We start from the raw sequence: 20,529 nt of genomic DNA on the forward strand, positions 1-20,529 counted from the left end.
GCCTCTGGCCCTTCCGGGGGCAGGGGGCTATCTCTGACCGCAGACTAGGTACGTGATGAGACGGACAGCCCAGATGCAATCTGACGACATCCCCCAAACCGACGAGCGCAGTTCAGGCTGGCGCACGATCCGTAAAGTCGCTCCGTATCTGTGGCCCGAGGATGAGCCCTGGGTAAAGCGTCGCGTAGTATTAGCCATGTGTATGTTGGTCGTGGCCAAGCTGATCGCGGTCTATACGCCGATCCTGTACAAAGGCGCGGTTGACGGTCTGGCCGGCGAGGGTGTGCCGCCCTTGGCGCTGGGCGCGGTTGGGTTGACTGTGGCCTATGGCGTTGCGCGGATGATGACCGTGGGCTTTCAGCAATTGCGCGATGCGGCCTTTGCGCCGGTCGGTCAGCGCGCGCTGCGCGCACTGGCGTTGGTGACGTTTCAGCATATCCATCAGCTTTCGATGCGTTATCACGTGACCCGCCGAACCGGAGGCCTGAGCCGCATTATCGAGCGCGGCGTGAAAGGTGTAGAATTCCTGTTGCGGTTCTTGCTGTTTTCCATCGGACCGCTGATCCTTGAGCTGTTGTTGGTCGCGATCATCCTGATGTGGCTGTTCGATGTCTGGTATCTGGTCGTCGTGGCGGTGACCATCGCGCTGTATATCTGGTTCACCTTTGCCGTGACCGAATGGCGGGTGAAGCTGCGGCGCGAGATGAATGATCAGGACACCGAGGCCAACCAGCGCGCGATAGACAGCTTACTGAACTTTGAAACCGTCAAGTATTTCAACGCAGAAACCCGCGAAGCTGCGCGCTATGATGTGTCGATGAAGGCCTATGCCGGAGCAGCGCTTAAGACTGCCTATTCGCTGGCCTTCCTGAATTTCGGGCAGTCTTTCCTGATCACCTGCGGCCTGATCGGTGTAATGGTTCTGGCGGCGGTGGGGGTGCAGAACGGCACGTTGACCGTTGGCGATTTTGTTATGGTCAACGCCTACATGATCCAGATCACCGTGCCATTGAATTTTCTGGGTACGGTGTACCGTGAAATTCGCCAGTCGCTTGTGGATATGGGTCAGATGTTTGATCTGCTGGAACAACCCGCCGAGGTGGCCGACAAGTCCAACGCCGCTGATCTGGCTGTGACCGGGGGTGAAGTGACGCTGGACAACGTCCATTTCGGCTATGATGCGGATCGGGAAATCCTCAAAGGAGTCTCTTTGACGGTTCCGGCGGGACAGACGGTGGCCATCGTTGGGGCCACAGGGTCTGGGAAATCCACCATTGGACGGCTGCTGTTTCGCTTTTATGATGTAACCGCCGGAGCATTGAAGATCGATGGGCAAGACGTGCGGGACGTGACGCAATCCAGTCTGCATGCGGCAATCGGCGTGGTGCCGCAGGATACGGTTCTGTTCAACGACACGATCCGGTACAACATCGCCTATGGCCGCGACGGGGCCACGCAAGAGGATGTCGAAGCTGCCGCCAGGGCTGCGCAGATTCATGACTTCATCGCCACGCTTCCCGAAGGCTATGACACCACAGTGGGTGAGCGCGGGTTGAAACTGTCAGGCGGAGAAAAACAACGCGTCGGCATTGCACGCACCTTGCTGAAGAACCCGCCGATCTTGCTGCTGGACGAAGCGACCTCGGCGCTGGACACGGATACCGAACAGGACATCAAGGACGCGCTGGCGCGGGCGGGCGAGGGTCGGACCGTTCTGACCATCGCCCACCGTCTCAGCACCATTGCCGAAGCGGATCGTATCGTAGTGCTGGAGCAGGGCGAGATTCTGGAACAGGGCACCCATGATGAGTTGCTGCAGCGTGAAGGCCGCTATGCCCAGCTGTGGAGCCGCCAGCAATCGGATGCGCAAGCTGCCTGAGCGGCGTTGCGGTCAGCCCGTGCTATACTGACGAACACAAGCGAAAGGTGATGCCATGTCAAAACGCATACACGGCCTTGCGATCGCAGCGGCTTTTGCCCTGCTAATGCCTGCTCTGGCGGCGGCGGATCCAATCGTCGGCGTCTGGAAGACGGAACCGGATCGCAAGAACCTGACCTCTCACATCAAGATCACGGCCTGTGGCAAGAACTTCTGTGGCCAGATTCAATCTGCTTATGACAGTTCGGGTAAAGAGGTTCAGACCCCCAATATCGGCAAAAAGCTGTTTTGGGATGTGTCCAGCCAGGGGGATGGCGCATACGGAGGAGGTGAGTTCTGGGTGCCGCTGATCAATGTTGATGCGGTGCCGCAAATGACCCTGCAGGGCGATACGCTCAAGGTTAAAGGGTGCGAACATCACCTGTGCGCGCATCAGACCTGGACCCGCCTTTGACGAAAAACGGGGCCGGTGAAACCCGACCCCGCTTAATAGTCATTCCGCAGCTTTCAACGGGGACCCCGGCGGCTGATCCGCGGTCGCGGTACGGTCTGGTTCGGCGGGCTGAAAGGTCGGGTCGTCGCTCCAGACAACCTCGGTCGTTTGGGCCTGTCGTGCAGCCTTGCCAATCGCCATGTCCTGCGCAGCAATGCTGGATTGCCCGCCTGTGGCGCGTGCCAGAAGCTTGCCCAGCCACACCGCATAGGTTGTCACCCACACCCGCAAGGCCAGGAACGCGGGCGTCAGGATCAGTGTCAGAACCGTTGCAACACCCAACCCGAAGACAACGGCCGTTGCCAGTTGTTTCCACCACAGCGCGGTCGGGCTGTCGATGGAATACCCGCCGTTGATAAAGTCCAGAGACAGTCCGAACATCATCGGCGTCAGACCTGCCATTGTGGTCAGGGTGGTCAGCAAAACCGGACGAATGCGCGCCTCGGCCGTGCGGACAATCGCCTCGATCCGAGGCATATAGCGGCTATATTCCTGGTAGGTGTCGATCAGAACAATGTTGTTGTTCACCACGATCCCCGCAAGCGCCACAATCCCTGTCCCGGTCATGATGATCGAGAAGGGCTGTTCCATCAATATCATCCCGAGCAGCACGCCTGTGGACGACAGCACAACGGCCAGCAACACCAGAACCGAGTTGTAGAACGAGTTGAACTGCGCGAGCAGGATGACGAACATCAAACCCAGCGCGCCCATGAACGCATTCACAAGGAACGCACCAGATTCTGCCTGATCTTCCTGATCGCCGGTCCATTCCCAGCTGATGGTGTTGCCGAATGGCGTGGTGTTCAACCATTCGGTCAGAACCGCAATTCGTTCGTTCGGATTGATAAGCGAGATCAGCGCGTCGCCGGACGTCATCGCCGTACGCAAGTCATCCACATTGTCGGCGCCGGTCATCAGTACCAGTTCGAAATCGGCACCACCGGGGCCGGTTAGAACCGTGCCTGTCGAGGTGTACCCTTCGGTGACTGCACGCACGACGGCAAGGCGTTGTTCCGTCCCATCCGGGTTTGTGGTCACAACTTTGCTGAGGCCAGGTTCGACATCAGCCTTAACGTCGTAATAACGCTGTTGGTCGACCCTGTTGATCTCGGCCAACTTGGCCACGGGTTGGCGCGTTACGAAGTTCGACAACGGCACCAGCCCGTCCAGCGTGCGTACCTTGAGCGTATCAAGGGTGGACAGAACCCGATCCTGATCGGGAAGACGCACACGTATCTCGATCTCTTCATCCACGTTGTCGGGCCGCATCTCACCCAGCAATAGGCCGCGTGTGACCAGCTGTACCATCGCGCCTACGGTGGCCACATCCGCGCCAAAGCGGCCCGCCTTGGCCACATCGACGTCGATCTGCCAGTCGATGCCGGGCAGGGGCAGGGTGTCTTCGATCGTAATCAAACCCGGAGTCGTATCGAACATCTCACGCGTGGTTTTGGTGGCTGCTGTCAACTCCTCCCAACTGTCACCTTTGATCCGAAGGTGAACGGGTTTGGCTGAGGCAGGACCCTGTTCCAGGGGCAGGATCTCAACCACAATGCCGGGCAACGTCGCCAGTTCCGCATTCAACTGGTCCAACACAAAGTCACCATCGTAATCCGGCGCTATGGTCTGACGGTCCAGTAAGCCTCCAAGGATCGGTTCCGAGATATTCGGGCGATCCTCCCATGGTATGATCTCGAACTGCACCCGACCAACCGTGTCGGCGGGGGCTTGCGCGCCGCCATTGTTTTGGTCCAATCCGCCTTGTCCGGCAAAGGAAAAGACATTGATCACCGCAGGGTGTGCGCTGATGATCTGCTCGGCGGCCAGCACCATTTCGTCCTTTTCGGTCAGCGATATGTTGCCGCGCGCACGGACATAGGCCGTGGCCTGTTCCGGCTCGCTTTCGACAAAGAATTCGACACCGCGCGATTCCTGCGGGAACCAAACAAACGCGACGAAGTAAACAAGCCCAAAGACAGTGGCGATTGATACAACTGGCATGATCGGATTGCCGACCAGAAACCTGATTACTACGCCAACAACAGTGTGTTCACGTGCAGAATGGACGTGCTGATCCGGCGCGCGTTCGATTTTTGCAGCACTCAGTGTGACCGACCCGGCAAAGGCCCCGAACAGGAACAGCAAGGCGCCGAATACCACGCCTCCGGATGCGCCTTCCGGCATCAGGTATCCGGGGTTCAACATCTGCATGGCACCCAGGAAAATCAAATACAAAGACGGAGGTACCATCACCGCCCGTACCCACCACGGGGTACGCCCGCGCAACCAGGTTGAGGTCCGGTCGAACACGCGGCTGAGGCGACCGGATACACCGCCCATCACGGGCAGATAGATCAGCGCCACGATCAGCGAGGCGGACAGAACGAAGATCAGTGTGACGGGCAGCATCCCCATGAACTCACCAGGAACACCGGGCCAGAACAGCATGGGCAGGAAGGCGCACAGCGTGGTGGCTGTCGACGAAACGATGGGCCAGAACATCCGCTGGGCGGCCTCGACATAGGCGTGCATCGGGCCGACGCCATCCTTGATGCGCTTGTCAGCATATTCGACGACCACAATGGCCCCGTCGACCAACATCCCGACGGCCAGGATCAATCCGAACATCACGATGTTGGAAATACTGACCCCCATGACGGCAAGAAACGCAAAGCACAACAGGAACGAGGTCGGGATTGCAAAACCCACCAGCAACGCGGCACGCGTGCCCAATGAGGCCAGCACCACAATCATCACCAGCGCAATAGCGGTCAGAACCGAGCCTTCCAGCTGTCTGACCATCGAGCCGACAATGCGGCTTTGGTCATTTGACGTGCCAAGCTCGATTGCGGCCTGCATCTCGGGCGGCCATTTGGCTTTGGCTGCGTCTATGGTCGTTTTGACCTCATCGACCGTGTCGATCAGGTTATAGCCTTTGCGTTTGACCACCTGCAGAGCAACCGTCGGTTCGCCGTTAAAGCGGGCAGTGCCTTCGCGGTCTTCAAAGGTATAGTTGATCTGGGCGAGTTCTCCCAACGTCACGACACGGTCGCCGTTGACCTTGACCGGCAACCCATAGACGTCCTGTGTGGTTTTGAACGACGATGGTATCTTGACCGAAAAGGTGCCTTGTTCAGTTTCGACCTCACCAGCCGCAATCAACTGGTTGTTGTTCTGCACGACCGTGATCAACTCACCTGCGGTGACGTTGTAGGCTTCCAGCCTCAGAGGGTCGATGATGACTTCAAGCAATTCGTCTCGGTTACCAGCGATACCGGCTTCGAGCACCGAATCCATCGCTTCCAGATCGTCCTGCAAATCTTTGGCCACGCGCGCCATTGTGCGTTCGGGCACTGCGCCGGTCAAATTCACGATGACGATTGGGAATTCAGAAAAGTTGATCTCGGTCAGCGAATATTGCTCGGCCCCTTCGGGGAAATCAGCCTGTGCACTGTTCATGGCGTCGCGTACATCCGCCATGATCGCGGTTTTGTCCCAGCCGAAATCGAACTCCAGCGCCACGCCAGCATACCCTTCTGCGGCGGTCGAGGTCATCTCTTTCAGGCCGTCCAGATCCGCCAGTTCGGTTTCCATCGGTTTGACCAGAAGGTTTTCCAAATCCTCGGCAGAGATGCCGGGGAACTGGACGGAAACGAACAGGGCCGGAATCTCAATATCCGGCTCACCCTCTTTGGGAAGGCCAACATAGGCGAACCCGCCGACAATCAGTGAGATCACCACAAAGGCGATAACCATTCGGGCCCGGCCAGCGGCCCAACTGACGATACCGGTCATTGTTGAGTTTCCCTATAGTTTGGCACTACTTTGACGCCCTTGGTGACAAACTCGTGCCCGACGACGATGATGTCGACCTCTTCTGGCAACCCGTCGACCCAGACGCCTTCGGCTGTGTCGCGCAGCAGGCGGATCGGCATAAAATCCACGACATCGCCTTCGCCAACCGTGCGGACGCCAACCTGACCTTCGTTGTTCAGGGTCAGGGCAGATTGCGGTAGCATATGTGCTTTTGTGCCCTCGGCCGCGATGCGGATATCGGCGGTTTGGCCGTCACGAATGGCCAGATCGGGGTTCGGGACGGTGATTTCGACTTCGAAGGTGCGGGTGGTTTCATCTGCTGACCGGCTGAGGAAGGTCACCAGACCCGCAACCTGCGGGCCCGTTATCAGATGCGCCGAAGCCTCAGAACCGACGACAACCCGGTTGACCTCGGCCTCGGGCACAAACCCAACCAGCTTGATGGGATCCAGTTGAATGACGGTCGCACATAGCGATCCCGGCTGCATCAGGCTGCCCAATTCGGCGGTGTCGCTTTCCAGCAGGCCCTTGAAGGGCGCTTCGATGGTTTGACGCTCGATCTCTCGTTGCGCGGCTTCGACTTCAGCCGATGCGGCTTCGATTCCGGCGCGGGTAGCTTCAAGCCCTGCCTCGGCGGTTTTGATGCCGGCCTCAGCGGACCGCATCGCCGCTTCGCTTGAAATCCTGCGGGTTTCCGACCCGAAACCCGTTTCCGACAGCTTGTTGGCCGCTTTCAGGTTGATCTCGGCTTCGGCAACCAGCGCATGGGCTTCTTCCAGACGGGCCTCGGCCTCGGGGACACGGCTTTTGGCCTCAAGCTTGCCTGCCATCGCTTCGGCCAGACTTGCCGGGCGGGTGCCTGGATCCAGCTCGCACAGCAGGTCGCCCGGTTCGACAAATGTGCCTTTACGCTTGGGTTCCGAGATCACGGTCGAGGTCGTCTCGGCCAGAACCTCAACCTGACGATTGGCCTTGGTCTGGCCGCGCAGCAGCACCGCGCTGTCAATTTCCTGTGCAGATGACCTAAGGGCAACTACACCCATAACGGTCTGATCGACGGGATCGTTCCCACCAGATTCTGTAGCAGAGGCGGTATCCGACTCTCCTTCGCCGCGACCCGCGAAGGCGAAAAGGGCGTCTCGTTCAAAGACCAAAAAGAACAGGGCGACAACCACCAAAATCGCATTCACGAATGAAATCAAACGCATACAGAATATCTCCCAAAATTCTTCGCCGACTTTTCAACGACGTGCATGCCTAAAAATGGGGGCACGAATGTCCCTTTTCCATACTGAACTGAATAGTTCGGTTCAAATATTTGCGCAAGGGTCGCTTGCCGCGGCGGAAATGTACGAATTCGAGCCCTTGGCTTAATCAAGGCACCGGGGTATGACATGGCGCTAAATAGCAGAATACAGCCCAGGGAGCGGGGATGAGCGACACCGACAGTTTTATTGAAGAGGTGACAGAAGAGGTCCGCCGTGACCGTCTGTTCCTGTTGCTTCGCCGTTGGGGGTGGATTGGTGTTCTGGTTGTGGTTCTGATCGTTGGCGGAGCCGCGTTCAATGAATTCCGCAAAGCCCGGACCACCGGTCAGGCTGAAAGCCTTGGGGACGCGATCCTTGGTGCGCTGGAACAGAACGACTCGGCCGAACGCGCCGCGGCGTTGTCCGGTGTTGATGCGGCAACGCCCGGTGGGGATGCGGTTCTGAACATGCTGCTGTCTTCTTCACAGATTGAGGCCGGATCCCGTCAAGAGGCGGTGGACAGTCTGAACACCATTGCCGTTCAGGGCGACCTGCCGGACATCTATCGCGCCATTGCATCCTTCAAGGCGTTGTTGCTGCAATCCGAATCCATGCCGGTGGCTGATCGTCGCCAGCAATTCGAAGCTTTGGCTGCGCCAGGCGCTCCCTTGCGGTTGCTGGCCGAGGAACAACTGGCCCTGATCGACGTCTCGGAAGGAAAAGTTGATTCGGCCATCGAACGGCTGCAAGCAATGCGTCAGGACGCAGAGATCGGTGTGGATCTGCAACAACGTGCAGCACAATTGATTGTCGCGCTTGGCGGCGAACCGGAACCGCTGGTGGCCCAGCAGGGTTGATCAGGCGGCGGAAATAATGACAGGCGAGTTCGGAGTATCATGGTGACAAGTCTTTTCTCCCGCATTGGATTGTCGGTTGCGGCCGTTTCACTGACCGCGCTTGCCGCCTGTCAGGAACCCGAGGTTATTCTGCCGGGCGCGCGTGAAGACATTCGCCCTGCATCTGACACCGAGACCGTAGAGACGCGCGGCGCAAAACCGATCAGCCTTCCGGCGCAGAAGACTAATGCCAGCTGGTCGCAAAGCGCTGGCACACCGGCCTTCCGTACGACCAACGCTGCGCTGCGTGCCACGCCGCAGCGGCTGTGGTCTGCCTCGATCGGCAAGGGTGATTCACGCAAGCAACGGATTACGGCTGAACCGGTAGTGGCGGGGGGGCTGATTTATACGCTGGATTCCGGCGCGACTGTTTCTGCGGTGTCACCGCAGGGGCAGGTCGCGTGGAACACGAACCTGATCCCTGCAACAGACGGCGACGCGGATGCAACGGGTGGCGGTATGGCCTATTCCAATGGCGTACTTTACGTCTCGTCCGGGTTTGGGCGACTGACTGCACTGGACGCCAAGACCGGCGCGATCCGGTGGCAAAAGCGCCTGAATGCAACCGGCAGCGGCGCGCCGCTGATCAGTGATGGGCTATTGTATCTGGTTGCCGGGGACGAAACCGGCTGGACCATCGACACCAAGGATGGTCGCATCGCCTGGCAGATTGAAGGCACGCCCAGTGTCGGAAACGTTCTGGGCGCTCCGGCCCCGGTCATCGCTTCGGAATTTGCAGTCTTTGCCTTTGGTTCGGGTGATATCGCCGCAACCTTCAAGCGCGGCGGTATTCGCCGCTGGAACGCCTCGGTCGCGGGTGGGCGTCGCGGGCGTGCAGCTGCTCAGATTGTGGATGTCACCGGTGGGCCGATGGTTGTTGGGGACACGATCTATATCGGTAACCACTCTGGCCGGACCGTCGCGTTCGACGCTGGCTCGGGTGAGCGGAAATGGACAGCGGATGAAGGCGCTGTTGATACGGTCTGGGCTGCAGGCAACAGCATCTTCCTGATCAGCGACCGCAGCCAACTGGTGCGGTTGGACGCCTCAGATGGCTCAATCGTCTGGGCGCAGGACTTGCCGGGCTTTGTCAAAGACAAACCCAACAAACGCGGTCCGATCTTTGCCCATTATGGCCCGATCCTTGCGGGTGGACGCATTGTGATCGCATCAAATGACGGTTATCTGAGGTTCTACAATCCGGTTGACGGCGCGCTGGTTCACCGTGCCGAAGTGCCTGGCGGCGCGACAACGGCCCCGGTTGTGGCAGGGCAGACGCTGTACGTCGTTTCCACCAAAGGTGATCTACACGCTTTCCGTTGACGACAAGATGCGCTAAAGGGCGCGTCTGAGTCTTGAAAGTTGAGTATCATGTCGCTGACCCTCGCCATCGTGGGGCGCCCCAATGTGGGCAAATCCACCCTGTTCAACCGCCTTGTGGGCAAACGTCTGGCCCTGGTCGATGACCAGCCCGGCGTAACGCGTGATCTGCGCGAAGGCGAAGGGCGTCTGGGCGATCTGCGCTTTACCGTGATCGACACCGCCGGGCTTGAGGACGCAACCGACGACAGCCTTGAGGGCCGTATGCGCCGTCTGACCGAGCGTGCGGTGGACATGGCAGATGTCTGTCTGTTCATGATCGATGCCCGTACGGGGCTGACACCCACCGATGAGATGTTTGCCGAGATCCTGCGCAAACGGTCCAAGCACGTGATCCTGGCCGCCAACAAGGCCGAAGGCAACGCAGCCGATGCCGGTGTGCTTGAGGCCTATAATCTGGGCCTGGGTGAGCCTGTCCGCCTGTCGGGTGAACACGGTGAGGGGATGACCGACCTTTATGCCCACCTGATGCCACTGGCCGACGCAGCCGAAGAGCGGGCGGTGGATGATACCCCCCAAACCGACATCGAACTGGACGAGGACGGAGAGGGTGAGTTGCCTTTGATCTCCGCTGCAAAACCGCTGCAAGTGGCGGTTGTCGGACGCCCGAACGCGGGCAAGTCTACTCTGATCAATAAGATCATTGGCGAAGAACGCCTGCTGACCGGCCCTGAGGCCGGGATCACGCGCGATGCCATCAGCCTGCGCCTTGACTGGGCAGACCCCGATGGGGGCAGCACGCCGATGCGTATTTTTGACACGGCTGGGATGCGCAAAAAGGCCAAAGTACAAGAAAAGCTGGAAAAGCTGTCCGTCTCAGACGGGTTGCGGGCCGTAAAATTTGCCGAGGTTGTGGTGGTTCTGTTGGACGCTGCCATTCCTTTTGAACAGCAAGACCTGCGCATCGCCGATCTGGCCGAACGGGAAGGCCGCGCCGTTGTCGTGGCCGTCAACAAATGGGACATCGAAGAGGATAAGCAGGACAAGCTGCGCGACCTCAAAGAGTCGTTCGAGCGCCTGTTGCCGCAACTGCGGGGCGCCCCTTTGATCACCGTATCGGCCAAGACAGGCCGGGGGCTGGAACGGCTGCGCGCCGCCATCCTGCGCGCCCATGATGTTTGGAATCGTCGCGTCCCCACGGCAGCACTGAACCGTTGGCTGACAGCCATGCTAGAGCAGCACCCGCCACCAGCACCGCAGGGCCGCCGGATCAAGTTGCGTTATATGACGCAGGTCAAGACCCGCCCGCCGGGTTTTGTGGTCATGTGCTCGCACCCCGACAAGATGCCCGAAAGCTATTCACGCTATCTGGTCAACGGTCTGCGCGAGGTGTTTGACATGCCCGGAACGCCCATCCGCCTGACGTTGCGAGGGCAGGGCGACAAGAACCCGTATAAGGGACGGCGCAAGAAAAACGCCGGTGCCTTGGCAAAACATCTCAAGGGCAGGGCGTAACTGCGCCAATTTTCAGCATTTTAAGCTCAGGGGCGTGACACTCCCCTGACTGCGCGCTAGCATTCAGTGGCGTGCATCTGTTTTTGCGCGCGCTGCATGTATGCGGGCGTTCCGCACTTAATTTTGAAATCACATTGAACCGGGCCATCGTGGGAGCGGACTGGATGGATCTGAGGGAATACACTCGACAATACGCGGTGCAGGACAACAGATTGGCCGCGATAAGCTATTTTGGAACTTTTGCGGTGTATTTCACATCGCTTGCGCTTGCGATTTCTTATGTGGATCGGTGGTACATCATGATCCCCGCAGGGATCGCTTTTGCCTTTTCCGCCGTGCGCCTTTATGTGCTGCAACACGATTGCGGCCATCACTCCCTGTTTGAAATCCGTCTGCAGAATGAATGGGCCGGGCACGGTTTGTCGCCCTTCACATTTGCCCCGTTCGAGGTGATGAAGCAGAACCACAATCTGCACCATTCCGGGATCGGTAATCTGGAACATCGCGAAACCGGTGAAATCCACACCATGACGGTGCGGGAATGGAACGCTGCAGATTGGAAAAGCCGATTGTTTTACAGGCTTTACCGCAATCCATTCATCCTGGTGCCTCTGGGATCGTTGTTCACCTACTTCATCCGCTATCGCTGGCCCAAGAACACGGTGCGCTTTGGCGTGACGGGGGTGCTGTTGCATAACCTGTCCATCGTGGTCTTCCTTGGGCTTCTGTATCTGATTGCCGGGTCCACCGGCATTGTGGTCTGGTTGATCTTTTCCTTTCTGGGCGGAATGCTGGGCGTGTTCCTTGTCTACCTGCAGCACAATTTCGAGGATACCTATTGGGACCGACGTCCTGATCTGAACCCGCAACTGGCTGCGCTGCAGGGATCATCGGCACTGGATTTCGGATGGTGGTTTGACAATGCGGTGGCTTGCATCACGTTGCACGACATCCACCACTTTAACGCGCGCATCCCGTCCTATCGGCTGCGGGCGTGCCATTATAACCTGCCGCCCGAATACACGCCGCGCCGGATCAAGTTTCCCGAGGCCGTGGCGGCGCTGAACTTGAAGCTATGGGATGAGGACGCCAAACGACTTGTTCCATTCCCCAAAAAGAACCGAACCGGTAATCTGGCCCATAGCAACTAACGCTCAGGGGCCAATGGGCTAGCCGGCAGCTTGCAAATGCGTATATCGGCTGTATATACGAAACGACTGGGAGAGAAAGGAAGGACTCGTAATGACCGCAGTGACGACCGTTAAAGGGGTGGGTGAGACGCTTGCAAAAGCGCTGGCTGCCAATGGCTTTAATACCGCTGAAGCCATCGCTAAGGCTAAACCCGCAGACCTGGTCAAAGCCCCCCGCATTGGTGCGGCCCGTGCGCTGGTGCTGATTGCCGCAGCAAAGACCGCGATTGCGGCCAAGCCGACAGCCGCGAAACCGGCCGCAGCGAAACCAACGACCCGCCGCGCGCCTACGCGAAAGCCCTCTGCAGCGAAAGCTGCCGCCGCTAAACCTGCCGCAGCAAAAACCTCGGCTGCAAAACCTGCGGTCAAGAAACCGGCTGTTGCAAAGCCCGCGACCCGCAAACCAGCTGCGCGGAAAACCGTAGCGGCCGCTGCCGCCGACAAGCGTGCCGCTGCCGCCGCTGAAAAACGCGCTGCCGAGGCTGCCCGTAAGGCGGCCGAGGAAAAAGCTGCGGCCGAAGCCGCTGCCGCCAAAGCCCGTAAAAAAGCCAAAGCCAAGGCAAAGGCTGAAAAGGCCGCCAAGAAGCTGCAGGAAATGGAGGCCGCGTTCTCGAAAGCCAAGGACAAGGTGAAGGCCAAGTCCAAAAAGGACAAGAAGTCCAAGAAGGGCGACAAGAAAAAAGACCAGAAGAAGAAAGACGGCAAAAAGAAAGACAAAAAGAAGGATAAGAAAAAGGCGAAGAAGTAAGCCTTCTCCGCCTTCAAGTGTTTTTCGAAATCGGCGTCGCGCTCTGCGTGCGCCGGTTTCCTTATGCCAGCGTGCCGTCCAGTTGCAGCGTCAGCTTGCCGCCCAGATAGGGGGCCAAAACGTTTGGCAATGTTACGGTTCCGTCTGCGTTTTGGCCATTTTCCAGAACAGAGATCAGACACCGACCAACGGCCAACCCAGATCCGTTCAGGGTGTGAACGTATTCCGGTTTACCACCGCCTTCGGGGCGGAAACGTGCGTTCATGCGGCGGGCCTGAAAGTCACCGGTGGTCGAGACCGAGCTGATCTCGCGGTAGGCATCCTGCCCGGGCAGCCAGGCTTCGATGTCATAGGTCCGGCGTGCGCCAAAACCCATATCGCCGGTGCACAGAATCACCGTGCGGTAGGGGATGCCCAGTTGTTCCAACAGATCCTCGGCACAGCGCAGCATGCGCTTTTGTTCTGCGTCTGACTCATCTGGGTGCGTGACCGAGACCATTTCGACCTTTTCGAACTGATGCTGTCGCAACATCCCGGCTGTGTCCTTACCGGCGCTGCCCGCTTCGGACCGGAAACAGACAGTATGCGCGGTCATGCGGATGGGTAGGGCGCTTTGGTCCAGAATGTCACCCGAAACAGAATAAGTCAGCGTCACTTCGGACGTTGGAATCAGCCACCAACCATTGGTGGTCTGGTAACTGTCCTCGCCAAATTTCGGCAGCTTGTCCGTGCCGTACATGGCTTCATCGCGGACCAGAACCGGGGTCAGCATTTCGGTCAGACCGTTCTTGTCGATATGCGTATCGATCATGAACTGCGCCAGCGCCCGGTGGGTTCGGGCGACACCTTTGGACAGGTTCACAAACCGACTGCCGCTGGTTTTGGCTGCAGTCTCAAAGTCCATCGCTGCGGCCACGGCCGGGATGTCGTAATGTTCCTTGGGTGCGAAATCAAAAGCGCGCGGCGTGCCCCAGCGATTGACCTCGACATTGTCGTCCTCGTCTGCGCCTTCGGGCACGTCCTCGGCTGGAATGTTGGCGATACGAGCCAGTTGATCGGTTAGCAGCGCGTCCAGATCCTTGGCCTCGGTCTGCATCCGGGCAATCTCGGCTTTTTTGTCGGCGACCAGTGCGCGCAGGCGCTGGAATTCGACCTCATCGCCGCGGCCTTTGGCGGCGCCAACCTCTTTCGAGGCTTTGTTCTGCTCGGCCTGTGCGGTCTCAGCCGCCAGAATCTTGGCCCGGCGACTTTCGTCCAGCCGCAGCAATTCTGACGACACCGACGCGTCCCCACGGCGCGCAAGGGCGGCGTCGAAGGCGGCGGGGTTTTCGCGAATAGCGCGGATGTCGTGCATGGTTCAGATCCTTAAACATGTGAATCACTGCAGCCGCTTATGCACCATCTGAATGGCAGGGTGTAGCACGCGTTTGAAATTACACCTACTTGTCCAGATCTTCCTCGGTTTGATGCGCCAGATGACCGTCCCAGTCTTCGGCCGGGATTTTTGGCTCTGGCGGATCAGCGATGTAAGAGGGCGTCATAATCTGTACATTGTTCTCGTTGAACACGGCCACGATGTTACGGTGCAGGTCCGAGCGAATCTTCGGAATGATGCTGCCGCGTGTCGAATACCCGTTGATCTGATAGTTGATCGCGTAATCCGCCAGAGCAGTCCACAGAACAAACGGCTCGGGCTTGGCCTTGATGCCTTTGGTGCGATTGGCGGCCTCGATCAGCATGGCCTCAATCTTGTCCGAGGGTTCCTCATAGCCGATGCCCACAGTCGTGTGCAGCAACAGCCCGCTGCCATCTGTTTTCTTTGAAAAGTTTACCACATCCGAGTTCATCAGCTGGGCATTCGGAATCGAGATCAACTCATTCTTGATTGATTTCAGATGCGTTTCCATCAGCTTTATCTGCACCACATCGCCTATGTGTTCTCCGATCTGAATGCGGTCCCCGATTGAGGTTGAGCGGCGATAGATCACGAACAACCCTGCCAGCATGTTTGATACGACCGAGTTTGCACCCAGCGACAGCATGGCACCCACAAGAATAGTCAGTCCCTGAAAAGCGGCTGAGTCGGACCCGGGAATATAGGGCACCGCAAATACCAGAGCGATCATGATAACAACGACACGGGCGATATTGAAGGTTGGATTCACCCAGTGCTTTTCGAAATCCCCCAGATCAAATGTTCCGGCCTCAACCGCGTCAAAGAACACGCGCATGCCTTTGATTACATACATCGTGACCCAGGTGATCAGGACCAGCATGATTAGGTTGGGGATATAGCTGATGATGCCCTGAAAGATCACAAGTACGGGTTCTGTCAGATAGGTTAGCAGCAGCTGCGCGAAATATCGGGTTTCAGCGAAGGAAAGCAGGACAAAGGACAGATAGTAGTAAAAGCCCAGAAAGAAGATGATAAGCAGAACGAAGTTCAACCCATACCGGACCAACGCTGCAATCGCCTCAGCCTGAACACTTTTTGCGGTGGCCGTCTCTACATCCTTCAGGTGACGTTTGACAAATTTCAGGGTGCGTCGCCGGATGCTGCGATGTAGCCATAGGATTGCTACTACGAAGACTATGAAACCAAAGGTCCAGCCCGCCGCTTCAATGGCACCGGAGACGCGCGCCTGCTCGGTTCGGTTGGCCCGGTAGGCGATGATCGCCTCTTCGATGGCCTGACCGTGCAAGAAGCTGAGAACATCGAGCTCCATCTGATCCAGCTCGGCGTCCGCTTCGGTGACAATCGTGACCTGGACGTCATCCGCCAGAATAAGCGTACCCAGCTCGGTGTCTTCAAACACAATCGCGACGGTTGTGCTGGTAGAGGCCTCTGCGACTTCAATGATGGCGTCCTGCACCCGTTCGACGCGGTCGGATGCCGGCAGCGCGCTGGATCCACGCAGAAAGAAAAGCGTCTCGCCGTCGACAATGACTGGGGCTTTGAACGTTTCGGACTGTTCCTCGTCCACACGAAGGTCTTCAGCGATATCCTGCGCTGCCGCCGCAAAGGGCAGAGTGATCAACAAGACCGCAACAAGCAGTCGGGCAACCATGCCAAAGGATTGAAAAAATTGCGTCATTGGACCTCCCGCTTTTCAACTATATCCGAGCGGGCCTATCTTCCTAGGGGGTAACTGAACCGGCGGTCCTAAACTTTGGAAAATATGGAACACCCGCCACAGGTAACGGTGTTTTCCAAAGAAAAAATTCGATGCGCCGCCTGTCCTTGCAAACAGGCATTTCAAAGAATAGGTTCTCGCCAAATTTGCGGAGACTTCCGCATCTCCAAAACAAAAGGAATATCCTATGGAAGGTGGCGCAATCGCCCAGTTTCTCCCGCTGGTTCTGATCTTCGCGATCATGTACTTCCTGCTGATCCGTCCGCAGCAGAAAAAGATGAAACAACATCAGGCAATGGTCGAGGCCGTGCGCCGAGGCGATCAGGTTGTCACCCAGGGTGGGCTGATCGGCAAAGTGGCCAAGGTTAAGGAAGGCGACAACGAGATCGAGGTCGAGATCGCCGAAGGCGTCAAGGTTCGTGTGGTCAAATCGACCATCGCGCAGGTTTTGAACAAGACCGAGCCTGCGAAGTAACTTCGCGCTACAATTCCTTGAAAAGGCAGGGTAATGCTGCAAATTGATACCTGGAAGCGGGTTCTGATCTGGTCGGTCTGCGTGATCGGCCTGCTGATGGCCCTGCCGAATGCGTTTTACACGCGCGTTGAGCAATCAAACGATGCCAAGGCCGAGATCGAGCTTGGCATCGACACTCCCGAGCTGCAGACCGAAGCGGCGCAATGGCCGAACTGGCTGCCATCTTCGCTGGTCAATCTGGGCCTTGATTTGCGCGGCGGTGCGCATCTGCTAGCCGAAGTGAAGGTCGAAGATGTTTACGAATCCCGCATGGAAGCGATGTGGCCGGAAATCCGCGATGCACTGCGCGATGAGCGCGCCACCGTGGGCACAATCCGCAAACAAGAGTCGGCCCCAGACGAGATTTGCGTGCGCATCAGCCAGCCCGAGGGCATGTCCCGCGCGTTGGAGGTTGTGCGCGGACTGGCCCGTCAGGTACAGACCCTGACCGGCGTGGGGGCAACCGATATCGAAGCCCGCGCCGAAGGTGAGACCATTGTGGTGCAGCTGTCAGAGGCCGAAAAGCTGGCCTCGAACGATCGCACCGTACGTCAGTCGCTGGAAATCATCCGACGCCGGATCGACGAGGTCGGCACGCGGGAACCTACCATTCAGCGCCAAGGTGCAGATCGTATACTGATCCAGGTGCCGGGCATCGGCAGTGCGGGTGAGCTGAAAGAAATCATCGGAACGACAGCGCAGCTGACCTTCAACCCGGTTGTGCGGCGCGGTACCGATCCAGACGCAGTGCCGGGCGTCGGCGAAGAAGTTGTACCGTCAATTGATGAATCCGGCGTTTTCTACACGTTGGATTCAGCCCCCGTCGTAACCGGCGAGGAGCTGGTGGATGCGCAGCCTGCGTTTGACCAAAACGGTCGTCCGGCGGTCAGCTTCCGGTTCAACACGTCTGGCGCGCGCAAATTCGGCGACTATACGCTGGAAAACATCGGCGCTCCATTTGCCATTGTTCTGGATGACGAGGTGATCTCGGCCCCGGTGATCCAAAGCCATATACCGGGCGGATCGGGCATCATCACCGGCAACTTCACCGTTGAAGAAAGCACCAACCTGGCCGTGCTGCTGCGCGCAGGCGCGTTGCCCGCCGGGCTGGAGTTCCTCGAAGAACGCACCATCGGTCCTGAATTGGGGCAGGACAGTATCGACGCAGGCAAGGTCGCCACCATCGTGGCTTTTGTTGCGGTACTGGTGTTCATGGCGCTCAGCTATGGCTTGTTTGGCGTCTTCGCCAACATCGCGCTGATCATCAATGTTGGCTTGTTGTTCGGTTTGCTGTCGCTGATCGGTGCCACGCTGACCTTGCCGGGGATCGCGGGGATTGTTCTGACGGTGGGTATGGCGGTGGACGCCAACGTGCTGATCTTTGAACGTATCCGCGAGGAACTGAAATCCGCCAGAGGACCAGCCCGCGCGATTGAGCTGGGCTATGAAAAGGCGCTGTCGGCTATTCTTGATGCGAATGTGACCACATTCATCACCGCGGTGATCCTGTTTGCCATGGGCAGCGGCCCCGTACGCGGCTTTGCCATTACGCTGGGTCTAGGCATTCTGACCTCGGTCTTCACCGCGATCTTCGTGACGCGTCTGATGATCGTTCTGTGGTTCGAACGCCGCCGCCCGAAAACGATCGAGGTTTGACATGAGACTTAAACTGGTACCCCAGAACACCTCGTTCGATTTCTTCAGCCGCTGGAAAATCTGGCTGGGCATCTCGGCGCTGATGATGGTCGTCGCATTCACCTCGTTCATGCTGCAAGGGTTGAACTTTGGCATCGATTTTCGTGGCGGGACAACGATCCGAACCGAAAGCGCGCAGCTCATCGATGTTGGTGCCTATCGCGACGCAATCGCCCCGTTGGAGCTGGGTGATGTCACGATAACCGAGATTTTCGACCCAACCTTCGGGCCGGATGAGAATGTTGCGATGATCCGCATTCAGGCCCAGGCCGATGCCGAGGCCGTCTCAGCCGCTACAGTCACCGCGGTTGAAGAGGCCCTCAAGGTTGCAGCACCGGATATCGAATTTGTGTCCGTCGAATCCGTCGGCCCCAAAGTGTCAGGTGAGTTGATCCAGACCGCCGTAATTGCGGTCGTGCTCGCCATTGGCGCGGTGCTTGTCTATATCTGGCTTCGTTTCGAATGGCAGTTTGCGTTGGGGGCCGTGTCCGCACTTGTGCATGACGTGATCCTGACCATTGGGATATTTTCGGAACTGCAGATCCGGTTCGATCTGGCCATCATCGCGGCCTTGCTGACCATTGTGGGCTATTCGCTGAACGACACAGTGGTTGTGTTCGACCGCGTTCGGGAAAATCTGCGCAAATACAAAAAGAAAGACCTCAAAGAGGTTCTTAACATCTCGATCAACGAAACGCTCAGCCGGACGGTCATGACCTCGGTCACCACGCTATTGGCGCTGATCTCGCTCTATGTGCTGGGCGGGGACGTGATCCGGGGCTTTGTATTTGCGATGATCTGGGGCGTAATCGTCGGAACCTATTCGTCGGTCTTCGTGGCCTCGACCATTCTGTTGTGGCTGGGCGTCAAGCGCGACTGGTCCAAACCGTCAAATACGTCTGGCAATCAATTTGCCAACATCGATGCCTGAGTATTTTGGCCAGTCCCCCACGGGGCTGGCCATTATTCTATGCGCCGCGTTTCTCAGCGGCGTTGTGCGTGGGTTTTCCGGATTCGGAACCGCGCTGATTTTCCTTCCGATTGCCACACCCTTTCTCGGACCGTTCGGCGCTCTGATCGGCCTTACGATCATGGATATCTTCGGACCTCTGCCCAACCTGCGCCGCGCCTGGCGGGACGTCGAGCGGGGAGATCTGGTTCGGCTCGTGGCTGGGTGTGCACTGTTGCTGCCTGTTGGCCTGTGGCTGCTGACGCAAGTTGCGCCCGAGGTTTTCCGCTATACCGTCAGCATATTGGCGATCTTCATGCTGGCCGTACTGATCCTGGGGCTGCGGTACCACGGGCATGTTGGCCGGACGATGGTGGCCGGTATCGGCGCAACCGCCGGATTTCTGGGCGGGATCGCGGGCCTGCCAGGACCGGCCGTGATCCTGTTCTACATGTCTCGTCCGCTGCCAGTCGAGGTGATCCGCGCCACGATCCTGTTGTTCCTATTTGCATTCGATTTCCTTATCCTCGGATATCTGACAGGGATGGGGCGTGTCACTTGGCCTACATTGGCGTTGGGTCTGTTGCTGGCCGTCCCGAATGTAGCAGGCAATTGGTTGGGGGGCTGGTTGTTCCGACCAGAACGCGAAAAACTGTACCGCGCCGCCGCCTATCTGGCGATTGCTCTTGCGGCCTTGTCGGGACTGCCGCTTTGGGGCTAGAACACCGCCATGCGCCTGAATGAGATCACCTATAACAACGCAACCCCGATTGATGGGTACGGCCCCGGGTTTTTCCGGATCGGCGGCCAAATCCATGAAGGTACGGTGCTGACAGGCCCAACAGGTACGACCGCATGGGGCGGATACGACGATCAAACGGCGCTGCTTAAACTGAACGATCACGTGGATGTTCTGTTGATCGGCACTGGCGCCGCGCTGACCCATATTCCAAAGGACCTGCGTACCGCCTTGGAAAACGCCGGGATTGGCGTCGAGATCATGAACTCTCCGGCTGCATGCCGCACCTATAACGTGCTGCTGTCCGAAGGGCGGCGCATCGCGCTGGCGCTGTTACCGGTCTGAGCTGATCCGCCCTTCATCTGGCTAAAAATATCCCGGGGAGCGCGAG

At 58.2% G+C, this 20,529-nt stretch carries 16 protein-coding genes; 12 read left to right on the plus strand and 4 right to left on the minus strand.

Annotated features, from left to right (window positions below; genetic code table 11):
• The first annotated feature begins 73 nt into the window (after positions 1-73).
• Entirely contained in the window at positions 74-1,879 is a 1,806-nt protein-coding gene (locus tag SJY13_RS01470) for an ABCB family ABC transporter ATP-binding protein/permease (protein ID WP_377186796.1), read from the plus strand.
• A 55-nt stretch (positions 1,880-1,934) separates the two neighbouring features.
• Positions 1,935-2,333 carry a DUF2147 domain-containing protein gene (locus SJY13_RS01475; protein ID WP_377186799.1) on the plus strand — a complete coding sequence of 133 codons (399 nt, stop codon included), beginning with the start codon at positions 1,935-1,937 and terminating at the stop codon, positions 2,331-2,333.
• A gap of 39 nt (positions 2,334-2,372) precedes the next feature.
• On the opposite strand, the gene SJY13_RS01480 is transcribed toward SJY13_RS01475, so the two are convergent.
• Together SJY13_RS01480 and SJY13_RS01485 are read right to left on the minus strand one after the other, a co-directional pair.
• A complete protein-coding gene (locus tag SJY13_RS01480; RefSeq protein WP_377186802.1) occupies positions 2,373-6,170 on the minus strand; it encodes an efflux RND transporter permease subunit in 3,798 nt (1,265 codons plus the stop codon).
• A complete protein-coding gene (locus tag SJY13_RS01485) occupies positions 6,167-7,399 on the minus strand; it encodes an efflux RND transporter periplasmic adaptor subunit (protein ID WP_377186805.1) in 1,233 nt (410 codons plus the stop codon). Before SJY13_RS01485 ends, SJY13_RS01480 begins: the two co-directional genes overlap by 4 nt.
• Positions 7,400-7,623: 224 nt before the next feature.
• On the opposite strand from SJY13_RS01485, the gene SJY13_RS01490 reads away from it, so the two are divergent.
• The 5 genes from SJY13_RS01490 to SJY13_RS01510 all read left to right on the plus strand — a co-directional run bounded on the left by SJY13_RS01490 (position 7,624) and on the right by SJY13_RS01510 (position 13,107).
• On the plus strand, positions 7,624-8,295 hold the full coding sequence (locus SJY13_RS01490) for a hypothetical protein (protein ID WP_377186808.1): 672 nt from the start codon (positions 7,624-7,626) through the stop codon (positions 8,293-8,295).
• 39 nt (positions 8,296-8,334) lie between these two features.
• A complete protein-coding gene (locus tag SJY13_RS01495; protein ID WP_085820918.1) occupies positions 8,335-9,657 on the plus strand; it encodes a PQQ-like beta-propeller repeat protein in 1,323 nt (440 codons plus the stop codon).
• A 48-nt stretch (positions 9,658-9,705) separates the two neighbouring features.
• A complete protein-coding gene (der, locus tag SJY13_RS01500; protein WP_377186811.1) occupies positions 9,706-11,169 on the plus strand; it encodes a ribosome biogenesis GTPase Der in 1,464 nt (487 codons plus the stop codon).
• Between the two features lie 164 nt (positions 11,170-11,333).
• Positions 11,334-12,320, plus strand: coding sequence for a fatty acid desaturase (locus tag SJY13_RS01505; RefSeq protein WP_377186814.1), 987 nt, complete (start codon positions 11,334-11,336; stop codon positions 12,318-12,320).
• A gap of 91 nt (positions 12,321-12,411) precedes the next feature.
• On the plus strand, positions 12,412-13,107 hold the full coding sequence (locus SJY13_RS01510; RefSeq protein ID WP_377186817.1) for a helix-hairpin-helix domain-containing protein: 696 nt from the start codon (positions 12,412-12,414) through the stop codon (positions 13,105-13,107).
• A gap of 61 nt (positions 13,108-13,168) precedes the next feature.
• On the opposite strand, the gene serS is transcribed toward SJY13_RS01510, so the two are convergent.
• A complete protein-coding gene (gene serS, locus SJY13_RS01515) occupies positions 13,169-14,461 on the minus strand; it encodes a serine--tRNA ligase (protein WP_377186820.1) in 1,293 nt (430 codons plus the stop codon).
• A gap of 85 nt (positions 14,462-14,546) precedes the next feature.
• Positions 14,547-16,202, minus strand: a complete 1,656-nt coding sequence (locus SJY13_RS01520; protein WP_377186823.1) for a mechanosensitive ion channel family protein — start codon at positions 16,200-16,202, stop codon at positions 14,547-14,549.
• A 226-nt stretch (positions 16,203-16,428) separates the two neighbouring features.
• On the opposite strand from SJY13_RS01520, the gene yajC reads away from it, so the two are divergent.
• The 5 genes from yajC to SJY13_RS01545 are packed head-to-tail and all read left to right on the plus strand — an operon-like array spanning position 16,429 to position 20,483.
• Positions 16,429-16,716: a preprotein translocase subunit YajC gene (gene yajC, locus SJY13_RS01525; RefSeq protein ID WP_085820913.1), complete on the plus strand. Its 288-nt coding sequence runs from the start codon at positions 16,429-16,431 to the stop codon at positions 16,714-16,716.
• 33 nt (positions 16,717-16,749) lie between these two features.
• The gene (secD, locus tag SJY13_RS01530; RefSeq protein WP_377186827.1) at positions 16,750-18,411 is read left to right on the plus strand and encodes a protein translocase subunit SecD; all 1,662 of its coding nucleotides are present in this window, start codon (positions 16,750-16,752) and stop codon (positions 18,409-18,411) included.
• A gap of 1 nt (position 18,412) precedes the next feature.
• A complete protein-coding gene (gene secF, locus SJY13_RS01535; RefSeq protein ID WP_377186830.1) occupies positions 18,413-19,381 on the plus strand; it encodes a protein translocase subunit SecF in 969 nt (322 codons plus the stop codon).
• Positions 19,374-20,120 (plus strand): TSUP family transporter, encoded by a 747-nt coding sequence (locus tag SJY13_RS01540; protein WP_377186833.1) that lies wholly within the window; start codon positions 19,374-19,376, stop codon positions 20,118-20,120. Before secF ends, SJY13_RS01540 begins: the two co-directional genes overlap by 8 nt.
• A 9-nt stretch (positions 20,121-20,129) precedes the next feature.
• Positions 20,130-20,483, plus strand: a complete 354-nt coding sequence (locus SJY13_RS01545; RefSeq protein WP_377186836.1) for an Mth938-like domain-containing protein — start codon at positions 20,130-20,132, stop codon at positions 20,481-20,483.
• Positions 20,484-20,529 lie beyond the last annotated feature (46 nt).

Source organism: Ruegeria meonggei (assembly GCF_042768335.1).
Taxonomy (GTDB): Bacteria; Pseudomonadota; Alphaproteobacteria; order Rhodobacterales; family Rhodobacteraceae; genus Ruegeria; species Ruegeria meonggei.